The sequence below is a fragment of the Haloprofundus salinisoli genome (assembly GCF_020097815.1).
Classification (GTDB): domain Archaea; phylum Halobacteriota; class Halobacteria; order Halobacteriales; family Haloferacaceae; genus Haloprofundus; species Haloprofundus salinisoli.
Genome location: NZ_CP083663.1, coordinates 2,806,722 through 2,819,309 on the forward strand (window position 1 = coordinate 2,806,722; position 12,588 = coordinate 2,819,309).

Below are 12,588 nucleotides of genomic sequence, written 5' to 3' on the forward strand. Positions count from 1 at the left end.
AGCGGACAATGACACAGACCGTGTCCGTCGCGGTCCCGCGGAAGGGACGTCCGCTCGAAGCGGTACTCGAACGTTTCGCAACTGTGGCGGGCACGCATTCGCATTCGGTCACCGACGACATCTCCTCGACGCTCCGCTACGAGAAGTCGGTCACGAAAGGAAACACCGACGACCGGACGGTATACGAACGACTCGCCGAGTACAGCGACCTCTCGGACCCGACCGAACCCGAGTACACGCTGTTGCGAGACGGTCGCGCCGGACTGCCGCGACGCATCGTCTTCGACAGCGTCACGCTTTCGCTCGACGGCGTCGACGTCCAACTCGTCGGCCGCGAGGAGCCGTTTCGCGCGCTCCGAACCCACGAGTTCGCTCTCGGATTCGACAGCGCTGACCTCGTTCTCGAAGAGGTCGTCAGCCTCGAACCGGACGGAATCGGCAGTATCGACGACATCAACGCCCGCATCGACCCGATGGAGTCCGACGTTCGCGTCGTCACCGGACTCGGCGACACCGTCTACCACACGTTGATGGCGACACCGGAGGTGCTCCCCGCCGGAGCGACGCTCGACCGCTCGTTCGTCGCCGACTACGAGGGCCCGCTGTGCATCTCGCCGCGGTACGAACGACTCGTCGAGGCGGTGCTCGGAACCGACGCCATCGAAAACGTCGACTTCCGATACCCCGATGCCGACGACGGACGGGAGGAGGAAGCCGCCATCGCCGACACCGGCCTCGGCGTCTATCTTACCATGACGGGGTCGACCGCTCGCGACCACGGTCTCGTCCTCGGCGACCACCTGTTTCCGAGCGAAACCGTGCTGATGGAGAACGACGCCGAACGGGGAAGCGCCATCGACCAGACCAAGGCGCTCCTGTCCGAAGTTTCCTCGGAGACGGCGATTCGCGTCTAGCGGCGATAGTTCCAGACCCCGCAGACGACTCCTCGTCGCTTCGAGTTTTTGGGTAAGATGTCTTCGATTACCGAAGCGTCTCTCGGTGCTAGCGGCCACCACGTCTGTGGTGGCCGACTCCACCGTGTTTGAATAGATTGTGCTATGGTACTTCTCCACCGAATTGTGGGGGTATAACCCAACCTTTGCTCAGCTCACCCACGGTTTTGTCGGTCCCAAAAAAGAATCTTAGTACGCTAAGATACGAACGTAGGGATACCTTGATAGTGGACCGCTCCGACGCTGAAACGTGAGCGAACGGGACACCAGTCGGTCGTCGGTGAAGACGTACGTACCGACGTATCAGAAAGAACAGTGGACCGACCACGCCGACGAACTCGGGATGAGCCAGAGCGAGTTCATCCGGACGATGGTTCAAGCGGGTCGACGCGACTTCGATCTCGACGCGTCGGACGAAACTCTGGAGGCCCCTGTTGACGCCCCGAACCCCAGGGGTAACGTGCTCGAAGACCGAGTCCATGAAGTGCTCCATCGACGGGACGTCATGTCGTGGGACCAACTGGTCGAAGCGCTCTCGGGAGATTTCGAGAGCCGACTCGAAGACGCGCTCGACTCGTTGCAGTCGGCGAACCGAATTCGGTACAACGGACGCGAAGGGGGATACGTGGTGACCGATGGCGAGTGAATCCACCGGGGGGACAGCAGAGACCGACGACCCCGTCGGCTACTTCCTCCAAGATATGGTGTACCACGGCAAGTCAGAGCGCACGCGGACCGAGTACGAACGAGTGCTGCGTCGGTTCGAATCGTTCCTCGCCGATCCCGACCGGAACCCCGGTGGTCGATCGGTCGCCCCCGCCGACGCCACCCACCGTGACTGCATGGCGTGGGTCCACTCGCTGCGCGGCACCGTCGCGTCGAGCACGGTCGCTATCTACGCCGCGTACCTCCACCGCTTCTACGGCTACATGACCCAAGTCGGCGTCTTCGACTCCAACCCGATGACGCTCGTCACCGAGGAAATGGACGAGTCGATCGAGAAAGATCCGACCCGCCGCGACATCGACGTACCGACGATGCGGGCGTTCGTCGCCGACGTTCGACATCCTCTCCACCGAGCGCTCGTCGGGACGTTCCTCAAAACCGGCATCCGGGTGGGAGAGCTCTGCAACCTTGACCTCCGGGACGTGTCACTCGCCGACCCCGAGCTGTCGAACGCCTACGATCTCGGCGGGCGACCTCAACTGGACGCTCGTCCGAACTCGCTTTTCGTCTCTTCGAATCCGACGGTCGGCGAGCGACACAACGGCGAGATTCGGTCGGCGTCGAACAAGCGGAAGCGCGACACTGTGATCCCGATCGACGACGAACTCTCTCGGTTCCTGAAATCGTGGCTGGCGATTCGTCCCGACCCCGTCTCACCCGCCGACCCGCTGTTCGTCGGTACGAGCGAAGGGTGGGGCGAGCGACTCACGCCGAACGCCGTTCACAACATCGTCACCACTTACGCAAGCGAGGCGGGGTGGTACCGTTCCGGCGGGGACGCGACCGAGAACGTCACGCCACACTACTTTCGGCACTTCTTCACGACGCACCTCCGCGAGCGGACCGGCGACCGCGGCATCGTCAAGTATCTCCGCGGCGACGTCGCTACCGACATCATCGACACGTACACCCACAACTGGGGCGGGCAAGTTCGGGAGACGTACGAGTCGAACATCTACTCGATACTCTGAGCCGTCGTTCGATTTCTTCCTCCGAGTCTCCAAGACTGAGCCGATAGCTGAGAGTGTCACCAGTATTTCGGCGCTGCTCTGACGTATTTCTATAAAACTATCTAGATATTTTGATAGATATCTATCCGGCTACTAAGTTGAATATCTATCTTCGAAGCTACTCGAAGACAGTCGCTCGCAACGTATCCGCTGAACCAACTGCGGATAAAGCTTCCAACCCTTCATCGTTCACGTTGGGTCGAGGGGAGTCGTGTCCGCTATCCGAGAGCAGGCGAACTCGATCCGGCGCGTCGAGGTACCTGCTTTGTCCGCTTACTGCCGTTCGTCCGTGTTTCCACGTCGCGTGAGCATCTCTTCGGACGAATCGTTCGTCGCCACACGATCATACAAACTCCATTTCGCTATACCCAAAGCGCAGCTCGTCGCTACACCGGGTTTACTTCTTTGACCAACGTCGAAGAGTCGTTCGCGGGGCTGTTCACCCGCGTCGATACCGGATACGCGCGCATCTCGGCTTCGGGATGCGGGTCCAAGAGCGCCGCCGCCTCGTCAGGGTCGGCGGTGAGCCACTCCTGTTCTTCGGTGGGGGCGAGGACGACGGCCATCCGGTCGTGCAGCGGCGAGACTACTCCGTTGGGCTCCGTCGTCAGTATCGCGAACGTCTCTATCGGTTCGGGGTCGCCCACGTCACCGTCGTCGGTGAACTCGCCGAGGCCGGTCTGGGCCTCCGGCGGCGTCCACCGCTCCCAGATGCCGGCCATGGCGAACGGGCGGTCGTCCTCGAAAGCCACTCGGTAGGGCTGCTTGCCGTCGCCGTTCTCGCGTGGAGTCCACTCGTAGAAGCCGTCGGCCGGTACGAGACAGCGACGCCGCTCGAACGCCTCGCGGAAACTCCGCTTCTGGGCGACGCTCTCGGCGCGGGCGTTGATGAACGACTTCGAGCGCGACTCCGCCCACTCGGGAATGAACCCCCACTGGACGAACTGCAGGGCGTCGGGTGCCTCGTTCGTGATAATCGGAAGCTGCTGGCCCGGAGCGCAGTTGTAGCGCGCTTCCAACGGGCGCTCGGCGGTCACGTCGAACCGCTCTTCCAGTTCGGGTTGCGGGGTGAAGAGTGTGTAACGGCCACACATACGTTATCGAAGGACGCCGAACGAGTTAGGTCGTCGGGTCGTCCGCCTCGCGTGACGGTGCGACGGGTTTAGGTTTCCCCGTCTCCGGCGTACGAACGTGCGAATTGAGAACAGTTTCATCCCCGTTCGCGGCGTCGGCGAGAAAACCGAGCGCCGACTCTGGGAGTCGGGCATCACCCACTGGGACGAGTTCGATCGGTCGGCCGTCGGCGAGACGACCGCGGACCGCATCGAGACGTTCATCGACGAGGCGACCGGCCGCCTCGACGCCGGCGACTCGCGCTACTTCGACGCCGCCCTGCCGAGCAGCGCGCGCTGGCGACTGTACGAGAACTTCCGCGACGACGCCTGTTTCTTCGACATCGAGACGACCGGGCTCGACGCCTCCTACGCCGACGTGACGACGGTGAGCCTCCACCGCGGCGGCGAGACGACGACGCTCGTCCGCGGGCAGGACCTCTCGGCGGAGGCACTGCGCGAACAGTTCGCGGACGCGCCGCTTCTCGTCTCGTTCAACGGCATCCGCTTCGACGCACCCTTCCTGGAGGAGTCGTTCGGCATCGACGTCGACGCCCCGCACCTCGACCTGATGTACCCCTGCAAGACGCTCGGCTTCTCCGGGGGTCTCAAGCAGATAGAGGCGGATCTGGATATCGAGCGCGACCGGCCGGACCTCTCGGGCCGCGACGCGGTTCGTCTCTGGCGGCAGTACGAACGCGGCGACGACGACGCCCTCGACACGCTCGTCTCGTACAACCGCGACGACACGGTGAACCTCCGGACGCTGGCCGACGACGTCTCCTCGCGGCTACACGACGACGTGTTTGCGAGCGTCCAGTCCGTCTGAGGAGACGAGAAGACGGAACCGGAAGTCGCTCCGAGACCACGCTGCGACAGGTCCACCCGCGTCAGCTACCGCCGTTAGAAGACGCGCTCGGCTCGGAACCCGGCGTTCCGTTCGCGGGAATCGACTGAGAGTCGCTTACGCCAGGATGTCGCCGATGCGTCGCGCCTCGCCGTTCAGTTCGGGCTCCTTCTCGACGATTTTGAGTACTTCGTGGTCGGTCACGTCGGGATAGGATTTCTGCGTCGCCTCCTCGATAAGTTGCTTTTCGAGTCGGAACTCGGTTCCGTCGTAGACGACGTCGACGCCCTGATCGTCGAAGGAGAGAACGGTCATACCCCGCCGTTGACCACCGGAACGTAAAAACGTGGCTCGTTGTCTGCCGGGCGTCTTACGGACGGTTTATTATCCCTGACGTTTTGGTGCGCAGTGTGCCACCCGGTCAGGACCCTCTCGACGCCCTCCGCATCCCCGACGGAACGACCGTCGAGGAACACGACTTGGTGACCGACGGCGACGTCATCGTCGGCAGCCAAGCCACCGTCGACTTCGGGGTCCGCGGCCGGAACCTCGCCGCGGGCGAACGCGTCACCTTCGGCGGCGACATCGAAGCCGACGGCGATTGCCGCCTCGACATGTGGTGCGACATCGCCGGCAACGTCCTCGTCGGCGACGACGCCTACCTCGGCGAGCGCGTCCACATCGGCGGCCGCCTCATGGTCTCGGGCGATTTAGACATCGGTGACGACGTCGAGATAGACGAGGGGTTCGAGGCCAGCGGCTGGATCGTCATCCGCAATCCCGTCCCGACGCTCGTCTTCTACTTCATCGTCCTCTCGCAGCTGCTCAAACTCGGCGAGCGCGACGCCGCCAACGAACTCGCGGCGGCGATGGCCGACGGCGACGAACAGCGCGACCCGCTCGTCGTCCCGCGCGGCGGCCACGTCTCCGACGACGCCTGGCGCGTCTCGACGCCCGCCCGCATCGGCAGCGACTGCCGACTCCACGGTAACGTCCGCGCGGAGGCCATCCAAGTGGGCCAGCGGAACAACATCTTCGGGAGCCTCCGCGCCCGCGAAGACATCTCCGTCGGTTCGGAGACTCGGGTCCACGGCGACGTGACGACACGGTCCGGAACCGTCCACGTCGCCGACGACGCGCGAATCCTCGGCGACGTCGTCTGTTCTGACCTCGTCGTCCACGAGGGGGCGACCGTCGACGGCTCGATGCGCGCCCGCGGCGAGGTGCGCTTCGTCCGCTCGGACATGACGCGCGAAATCGAGTAATCTCCCCGACTAACCGAAAGGAAATTCCCCGCGACTGCGGAACTGTGGGTATGCTCACCATCGCGCTCGCGGGCAAGCCGAACGCGGGCAAGTCGACGTTCTACACCGCGGCCACGATGGCTGACGTGGACGTGGCGAACTACCCGTTCACCACCATCGACGCCAACCGCGGCGTCACGTACGCGCGGACGGAGTGCCCCTGTCTCGAACGCGACGAGCGCTGCGGCAACTGCGAGGACGGCAAGCGCTACGTCGCCGTCGAACTGCTCGACGTCGCCGGACTCGTTCCCGGCGCGCACGAGGGGAAAGGACTCGGCAACCAGTTCCTCGACGAACTGACCAACGCCGACGTCATCGTCAACGTCGTCGACGCCTCCGGCGGCACCAACGAGGAGGGCGAACCCGTCGAAGTCGGCACCTACGACCCGCTCGACGAAGTCGACTTCATCGAGGAGGAGATGGACCAGTGGCTCGCGGGCATCATCGACCGCAACTGGGAGTCCATCGAACGCAAATCCCGGTCACCGGACTTCGACATCGACGACGCCCTCGCGGAGTTGCTCACCGGGTTCGGCGCGTCGGAGTACGAGGTGGCCGCCAGCCTCCGCGAACTCGACTACCCCTCGGACCCGATGCAGTGGACCGACGACCACCGCGAGGCGCTGGCGCGCGACGTGCGCGCGCGAACCAAACCCATCGTCCTTGTCGCCAACAAGGTCGACATCGCCCCCGAGGAGAACGTTCGGCGACTCCGCGAGACCGAGAAACTCGTCATCCCCGCTACGGCGGACGGCGAACTCGCGCTGCGCCGCGCGGCGGAGGCGGATGTCGTCGACTACGACCCCGGCGACGAGGACTTCGAGGTCGTCGGCGACGTCAGCGACGCCCAGCGGAAGGGGCTCGAACAGATTCGCGACGTGATGGACGAGTACGGCGGCACCGGCGTCCAGCAGGCGATAAACGCAGCGGTATACGACCTGCTCGACCACCTCACGGCGTACCCGGTCCAGAACGAGTCGAAGTGGACCGACGGACAGGGAAACGTCTTGCCCGACGCGTTTCTGGTACCCAGGGGGTCGACGCCGCTGGACCTCGCGTACGCGGTCCACTCCGACATCGGCGACGGGTATCTCCACGCCGTCGACGCGAAATCGAAGCGACGCATCTCGGATTCCTACGAACTGGAGGAGGGCGACGTCATCAAAATCGTGAGTACGGCGAAGTAGCGGCGAGGCAGCGACGGTTTTTGAGTCGCGGACCTGACACCCCGACGCTCCGCTCTCGACTGCGACGCTCGAAAAAACCCTCCGAAATCGTGCTCAGTCGGCGCTGCTGCCGACCGTCGTGTCGTTTCTCGCGTCCGACGCGCGACTGTGCTGGCGTCGCTCCCACGCCCAGCGTTGGCGGATGGCGCGACGGCCTTTCTCCGTCAGCTCGTAGTAGTTCGTCCGCTGGTCGAGGGTGCCTTTCTCGACGAGTTCCGCTTCGACGAGGATGTCGAGGTTCGGGTAGAGACGACCGTTGTTGACCTCGTCGCCGAGGTACTCCTCGATGTGGACTTTGATGTCCTGTCCCGAAGGGTGGTCGTGTCCCGCACAGACGAACAGCAGGTCTCGTTGGAAGCCAGTTAGGTCGTTCACATCAACATAGAGGACACTCAAGATGTTAGTTATCGGGCTGCTAAGCAATAGAACGTGAATTTCACCGCGAAGTTAGTATCTCCTTGTCGTCGCCGTCGCCCGACCATCGCGGACCGTTTCGGACAGTTTCGAACCGTTGCAACCGGACGCAGTCTAGCGGTTCCGTCCGTTTACACGCTCCACCGGAAACGGGGTCAAAATTTCCTCAGACGACCCGCGGATTTCCGGTCATCGCAATCCGGAGCAGTACGGCCGAGAACAGCACGACCCAGCACGCGAAGAAGACGACGGCGATGGTTCCCAGATACTCGACGTCGGTGCCGCCGATCTGCAACTCCTTGAGCTGCCACAGATACACCGTCGTCTCGACGCCCATCACGACGAGAAGCACCGCGACGACTCTAACCGCCGTCGTCGACACCGTCCTCCCTCCGACCGTCGCAGAAGTAGTTTGAATGTCTGAAACTCAATCTCGAAGACATCTCTGTGACGATACTCTCTCCGGGGGCGTAGATATAGATACTGCTCCTCACGTTGACGATGCACCGACGATGGCCGACGACGCGGCGGGTTTCTCCACGACGCGGCGGGTTCCCCCACGACGCGGCGGATTCCTCTACGACGCGGCGGACGCCGGCATCCCGAGCCGGAGTCGGCGGACGAAGATGGTAGGCGAACGGACCGACGTTTCAAGTATCTCCTTGCTGGTTGGTATCCTATGTACAGGGCGATTCTCCCAGATGGCGACATGGAGTGCGCGAACTACGAACACGGCGACTACGGCGTCGACATATTCACCGACGACGAGGAGTTCATCGCCTTCATCCCGTACGCGAACCTCGTCGCGCTCATCAACGAGGAGGTCCAGCTCGGCGACGAGCCGTCCATCGCGGACTAAGCGACGGACGGGCGGCCGGGGGACCCTCACGCGAGCGGTCGATACCAGACCGCTACGACGAGAAGCGCCAAGAAGACGTACGACCCACGGACCAGAAGCATCGTCGCCAGCGACGGGTCCGTCGTCCGCGCGGAGACGGCGACGACGACGCCCAACGCCGCGGCCGCGAGAACGGTTCCGGTCGGAAACACGCCGACCAGCGCGAACCCGACGACGAGACTCAGTCCCGCGACGAGGAAGGTGTATGCGAGTCGCCGCGCGTCGCGTCGGCCGAACACCACCGCGACGGTTCGCTTGTCGATGGAGCGGTCGTACGCGTAATCCTTCGAGTCGTCGATAATCTTCACCCCCGTGAGAATCACGAGAAACACGAGCGAGAACGCCAGCGGCGTCGCCGCGAACGACTCCGTCTGGACGTAGTATCCGCCCAGGATAGCCAGCGCGATGCCCGTCGGATAGCCAAGCGTCGTCGTCACCGCGCGCATGTCCAACTGCGGCGCGTGGAGATAGCCGACGACCCAACACGGGAGCGTCACCGCGGCGGCGACGGGGCCGACGAGCGACCAGAGCGCGGCGAGACAGGCGACGAATCCGACCGTCGCACCGGTGAGCGCGAGGCGACAGCCGCCGACCGACAGCGGGTGGTCGTCGTCCTCGCCGCGGACGTGGAAGTCGACGTAACCGTCCTTGACGTGGGCGGTGTAGACGGCGAAGAACACCGCGAGCGCGTGGACCCCCCCGACCGCGGGCGAGAACGACCCGGCGAGAACGCTGCCGAACCACGACGCGGCGACCGGCGGTAACATGAACACCGGGTGTACCTGTGACCCGAACGCGCGAAGCGCCGCCACCGGTCCGGTTCCGTGTCGTGCGACTCCCATGGGCTAGTCGCCAGCAAACAGAGAGATAAATCCTGTCCGCGTCGAATTATATCTGCGTCGAGAACGTCCCGCTCAGCGGACGGCGCGGGCGGCGTCGGTCATGATTTCGACGGCTTCTTTCAGTTCCTCGGTTCCCGTCGCGTACGAGAGGCGCGCGTAACCCGCGCCATGCTCGCCGAAGGCGTCGCCGGGGACGACGATGACACCCCGCGAGAGCACCTCGTCGACCCACCCCTCCGGCACTTTCGGCATCGCGTAGAACGCGCCGCCGGGCGTCGGCACCTCCAGACCGGCGTCGGTGAGGCCGTCGACGACGAGGTCACGACGCTCGCGGAACGAGGCTGTCATCTCGTCGACGATGTCGCGTGGGCCCGACAGCGCCGCCTCGGCGGCGTACTGCGCCGGAGCGCTCGCGCAGGCCTGAACGTACTGGTGGACGCGGAGCATCCGTTCGACGCGGCGCTCGGAGCCGTACACCCAGCCGAGTCGCCACCCCGTCATCGAGAACAGTTTGGAGGCGGAGTTGACGACGACGACGTTGTCCGTCTCGGCGTACTCGATCGGCGAGTGGAACTCGCCGTCGAAGACGGTGTACTCGTACACCTCGTCGGAGATGCAGAGCACGTCGTGTTCGTCGGCGATGCGGGCGAACTCTCGAATATCTTCCTCCGGCGAGACTGCACCCGTCGGGTTGCCGGGGCTGTTGACGACGAACGCCGCCGTGTTCTCGGTGATGGCGTCTTCGACCGCCGCCGGCGAGAGCGTCAGGTCCTCGCGGAGCGGGACGGGGACGGGCTCGCCGCCGGCGAGTTTCGTCAGCGCGTCGTAGGAGACGAAACCCGGGTCGGGGATGAGGACCTCTTGGCCGTCGTCGACGTGCGCTTCCATCGCGATGTGCAGCGCCTCGCTCCCGCCGGACGTTGCGATGACCTGCTCGGGCGAGAGGCTCACGCCCTGGTCGCTTTCGTGCTTGGCGGCGATGGCCTCCCGGAGCGACAACACGCCCTTGTTCGAGGTGTAGCCGTCCGCCTTCCCCGATTCGATGGCGTCGACGGCCGCCGCCCGCGCGTGCTCGGGCGTCGGGAAGTCCGGTTGGCCGATGCCGAGGTTGATGGCGTCGTCGCCCGCCGCCTCGAACACCTTCCGGATGCCGCTGATAGAGATTCGCTCGACTCGCTCGGAGAACTCCGTCATGCACCTATCCGTGCGGGCCGACCGCATAGTTCTTGCTTCCGCGGAAGTGCGGACACCCTACGGACGGGCAGCGGTGACTACTACACACGAGCTGTCGAACCAAAAACAGAAAAGCGACCCGAACTCAGTTGTTGCGGACGACGTTCCCGTTGGAACCGTTGCGGACGAGTATCTCGCGGCCGCCGTTGTCGCGGACGACGTTGTCCTCGACGCGGTTGCCGTCGGAGTTGTCGAGTTCGATACCTTCGTCGCCGTTACCCACGACTTCGTTGTCGACGATGGTACCCTCGTCCGTGCGGAGGAGGTAGATGCCGTCGTCGCCGTTGTCGCGGACGACGTTCCCGAAGAGGTCGTTCCCGCCGGACCCGCGCAGGAAGAACCCGTCGTCGCCGTTGCCGGTGACGACGTTGTCGACGAACTGGTTCCCGTCGCTCTCGCCTACTCCGATACCGTCGTCGCGGTTGTTCGTGACCGTGTTACGTTCGACGACCGCTCCGCCGGCGAGGTCGGTCAGCCCGATACCGTCGTTGCGGTTCGCGTCGACGACGTTCTCGACAATGGTCGTGCCGGGGGCGGCGACAACGTTGATGCCGTTTACGCCGTTGCCGACGAGTTCGTTGCCGTCGAGGGTCGTTCCCTCGGCACCGCGGACGAAGACGCCGTCACCGCCGTTGTTGCGGACAGTGTTCTCCGAGATTTCGGTGTCGAGAGCGCCCTCACCGAGGCTGATACCGTCGTCACCGTTCCGCTCGACGAGATTCGAGCGCACGACAGTTCGTTCCGCGGAGCCGAAATCCTCGAATTCAGCCTGAACGCTGATTCCGTCGTTGCCGTTTCCGCTGACGACGTTGTGCTCGACGACGTTGTCGGCGGTGTGCGACGAGATGAAAATCCCGTTGACGCCGTTGTCGACGACGTGATTGTCGCGGATCGCGTTCTCGGTCGAGTCCCCAAAGTCCACGTCACCGCTGAGGAGTACGCCGTGTCGGTCGTTGTTCGCGATAACGTTGTTTTCAACGATCAACCCTCCGTAAATCGACAAGATGAGAACGCCGAATTCGTTGTTCTCAATGACGTTGTCCGAGACCTCGATCTCCGACCCGACGCTCACCGAGAGACCAAATCGGTCGTTCCCGGCGATTCTACTGTTGGTGACGACCGAACCGGCCGTCTCGAAAAGTTCGACTCCGAAGTTGTTGTCCACAACGTCTGTCGATTCTACGACGAACGTCCCGGACGACCCGGAAATGCCGATGAAGTCGTTGTCACGAACGATGCTCTCCCGGACGGTTACGTCGCTACTTAATGCGAAGATTCCGACCAGATTGTTCTCTACGACGACGTTCTCGAGGGTTACCTCAGTATCGAAGTTCGTCTCGATTCCCGTGCCCCAATCGGAGACGACGACGTCACGGATGGTGATATCGCTGGTGGGTTCGAAGTCTCCTACGACGCTGATGCCAGCGTTTCCGTCACGCATATCGCTTCGACCATCGACGGCGTAACCGCTTCCATCGAAGACGACACCACCGGATTCGATGACGATACACGCCTCCCCGTCGATGGTCGCATCCCTAATGTCCTCCGTCAAAACATACCGTCCCGGTTCCGAAATCACGGTACACTCGTCGAGCGGCGTCGCCGTCTGCCCGGCGACGACGCCGATGAAGCCGCCGAACGTCGAGAGGACGAGTAGCATCACGATCGCGGACACACTTGTATCACTAATATTCATGATATTACTGATGCGAGAGGAGGAGATAACAGTATCTCAGACGTTCGGGACGGTCGAACCGGCCGGACAGGCGGAAAAGTAGACGTTCCGACTTCGGCCTACCCCTCGAACTCGTCTCTGAGCTCTTCGATGTGCGACTGGAGCTGTCCCAGCGCGGCGTCGGCGTCCATGTAGCCCTGTTCGTACTCGCCGAGGACGGTGTCGGCGTCGTCGAGGAACGTCTCGACCGCCGATTCGAGTTCGTCTGCCATACCCGCTACGTCGACTCGGAGGCTCTTGTCTCATTGGGTCGGCGTCCCCGGCGGCCTGTCGCGTCTCCGGAGCGCC

The 12,588-nt window shown here is 63.6% G+C and carries 15 protein-coding genes; 7 read left to right on the forward strand and 8 right to left on the reverse strand.

Features of this window, described 5'->3' with window-relative positions; translation table 11 throughout:
- Positions 1 to 8 precede the first annotated feature (8 nt).
- From LAQ73_RS14770 to LAQ73_RS14780, 3 genes are all read left to right on the forward strand, one after another.
- Positions 9 to 914 carry a phosphoribosyltransferase HisG-related protein gene (locus LAQ73_RS14770; RefSeq protein ID WP_224269022.1) on the forward strand — a complete coding sequence of 302 codons (906 nt, stop codon included), beginning with the start codon at positions 9 to 11 and terminating at the stop codon, positions 912 to 914.
- 289 nt (positions 915 to 1,203) lie between these two features.
- The gene (locus LAQ73_RS14775; protein ID WP_224269023.1) at positions 1,204 to 1,599 is read left to right on the forward strand and encodes a DUF5805 domain-containing protein; all 396 of its coding nucleotides are present in this window, start codon (positions 1,204 to 1,206) and stop codon (positions 1,597 to 1,599) included.
- Positions 1,589 to 2,650 carry a tyrosine-type recombinase/integrase gene (locus LAQ73_RS14780; protein WP_224269024.1) on the forward strand — a complete coding sequence of 354 codons (1,062 nt, stop codon included), beginning with the start codon at positions 1,589 to 1,591 and terminating at the stop codon, positions 2,648 to 2,650. The genes LAQ73_RS14775 and LAQ73_RS14780 overlap by 11 nt, the downstream gene beginning before the upstream one ends.
- Positions 2,651 to 3,075: 425 nt before the next feature.
- Here the strand turns inward: LAQ73_RS14780 and LAQ73_RS14785 are convergent, their stop codons facing one another.
- Entirely contained in the window at positions 3,076 to 3,783 is a 708-nt protein-coding gene (locus LAQ73_RS14785; protein WP_224269025.1) for an SOS response-associated peptidase, read from the reverse strand.
- Positions 3,784 to 3,880: 97 nt separating this feature from the next.
- Between LAQ73_RS14785 and LAQ73_RS14790 the strand changes: the two genes are divergently transcribed.
- Complete coding sequence (locus LAQ73_RS14790; protein WP_224269026.1) at positions 3,881 to 4,630, forward strand: ribonuclease H-like domain-containing protein; 750 nt, start codon at positions 3,881 to 3,883, stop codon at positions 4,628 to 4,630.
- Positions 4,631 to 4,765: 135 nt separating this feature from the next.
- Here the strand turns inward: LAQ73_RS14790 and LAQ73_RS14795 are convergent, their stop codons facing one another.
- Positions 4,766 to 4,963, reverse strand: a complete 198-nt coding sequence (locus LAQ73_RS14795) for a DUF5800 family protein (RefSeq protein ID WP_224269027.1) — start codon at positions 4,961 to 4,963, stop codon at positions 4,766 to 4,768.
- A 95-nt stretch (positions 4,964 to 5,058) separates the two neighbouring features.
- On the opposite strand from LAQ73_RS14795, the gene LAQ73_RS14800 reads away from it, so the two are divergent.
- Together LAQ73_RS14800 and LAQ73_RS14805 are read left to right on the forward strand one after the other, a co-directional pair.
- The gene (locus LAQ73_RS14800; RefSeq protein WP_224269028.1) at positions 5,059 to 5,913 is read left to right on the forward strand and encodes a polymer-forming cytoskeletal protein; all 855 of its coding nucleotides are present in this window, start codon (positions 5,059 to 5,061) and stop codon (positions 5,911 to 5,913) included.
- A gap of 50 nt (positions 5,914 to 5,963) precedes the next feature.
- Positions 5,964 to 7,139, forward strand: a complete 1,176-nt coding sequence (locus LAQ73_RS14805; protein WP_224269029.1) for a redox-regulated ATPase YchF — start codon at positions 5,964 to 5,966, stop codon at positions 7,137 to 7,139.
- 93 nt (positions 7,140 to 7,232) lie between these two features.
- Here LAQ73_RS14805 and LAQ73_RS14810 read toward each other — a convergent pair whose 3' ends face one another.
- Positions 7,233 to 7,553 (reverse strand): PadR family transcriptional regulator, encoded by a 321-nt coding sequence (locus LAQ73_RS14810; RefSeq protein ID WP_224269030.1) that lies wholly within the window; start codon positions 7,551 to 7,553, stop codon positions 7,233 to 7,235.
- A gap of 205 nt (positions 7,554 to 7,758) precedes the next feature.
- Entirely contained in the window at positions 7,759 to 7,974 is a 216-nt protein-coding gene (locus LAQ73_RS14815; protein ID WP_224269031.1) for a hypothetical protein, read from the reverse strand.
- A gap of 297 nt (positions 7,975 to 8,271) precedes the next feature.
- On the opposite strand from LAQ73_RS14815, the gene LAQ73_RS14820 reads away from it, so the two are divergent.
- A complete protein-coding gene (locus LAQ73_RS14820; RefSeq protein WP_224269032.1) occupies positions 8,272 to 8,451 on the forward strand; it encodes a hypothetical protein in 180 nt (59 codons plus the stop codon).
- Positions 8,452 to 8,477: 26 nt separating this feature from the next.
- Here LAQ73_RS14820 and LAQ73_RS14825 read toward each other — a convergent pair whose 3' ends face one another.
- From LAQ73_RS14825 to LAQ73_RS14840, 4 genes are all read right to left on the reverse strand, one after another.
- On the reverse strand, positions 8,478 to 9,332 hold the full coding sequence (locus LAQ73_RS14825; RefSeq protein WP_317988510.1) for a UbiA family prenyltransferase: 855 nt from the start codon (positions 9,330 to 9,332) through the stop codon (positions 8,478 to 8,480).
- Positions 9,333 to 9,404: 72 nt separating this feature from the next.
- Positions 9,405 to 10,526, reverse strand: coding sequence for a pyridoxal phosphate-dependent aminotransferase (locus LAQ73_RS14830; RefSeq protein WP_224269033.1), 1,122 nt, complete (start codon positions 10,524 to 10,526; stop codon positions 9,405 to 9,407).
- A gap of 124 nt (positions 10,527 to 10,650) precedes the next feature.
- Positions 10,651 to 12,240, reverse strand: coding sequence for a right-handed parallel beta-helix repeat-containing protein (locus tag LAQ73_RS14835; RefSeq protein ID WP_224269034.1), 1,590 nt, complete (start codon positions 12,238 to 12,240; stop codon positions 10,651 to 10,653).
- Between the two features lie 119 nt (positions 12,241 to 12,359).
- Positions 12,360 to 12,512, reverse strand: a complete 153-nt coding sequence (locus LAQ73_RS14840) for a hypothetical protein (RefSeq protein ID WP_224269035.1) — start codon at positions 12,510 to 12,512, stop codon at positions 12,360 to 12,362.
- Positions 12,513 to 12,588: the final 76 nt, after the last annotated feature.

Bases quoted from the DNA above. Each gene is read 5' to 3' on its own strand.
- LAQ73_RS14830 (WP_224269033.1), bottom strand. From the start codon at position 10,526: ATGACGGAGTTCTCCGAGCGAGTCGAGCGAATCTCTATCAGCGGCATC.
- LAQ73_RS14820 (WP_224269032.1), top strand. From the start codon at position 8,272: ATGTACAGGGCGATTCTCCCAGATGGCGACATGGAGTGCGCGAACTAC.
- LAQ73_RS14770 (WP_224269022.1), top strand. From the start codon at position 9: ATGACACAGACCGTGTCCGTCGCGGTCCCGCGGAAGGGACGTCCGCTC.
- LAQ73_RS14780 (WP_224269024.1), top strand. From the start codon at position 1,589: ATGGCGAGTGAATCCACCGGGGGGACAGCAGAGACCGACGACCCCGTC.
- LAQ73_RS14840 (WP_224269035.1), bottom strand. From the start codon at position 12,512: ATGGCAGACGAACTCGAATCGGCGGTCGAGACGTTCCTCGACGACGCC.
- LAQ73_RS14805 (WP_224269029.1), top strand. From the start codon at position 5,964: ATGCTCACCATCGCGCTCGCGGGCAAGCCGAACGCGGGCAAGTCGACG.
- LAQ73_RS14785 (WP_224269025.1), bottom strand. From the start codon at position 3,783: ATGTGTGGCCGTTACACACTCTTCACCCCGCAACCCGAACTGGAAGAG.
- LAQ73_RS14825 (WP_317988510.1), bottom strand. From the start codon at position 9,332: ATGGGAGTCGCACGACACGGAACCGGACCGGTGGCGGCGCTTCGCGCG.
- LAQ73_RS14795 (WP_224269027.1), bottom strand. From the start codon at position 4,963: ATGACCGTTCTCTCCTTCGACGATCAGGGCGTCGACGTCGTCTACGAC.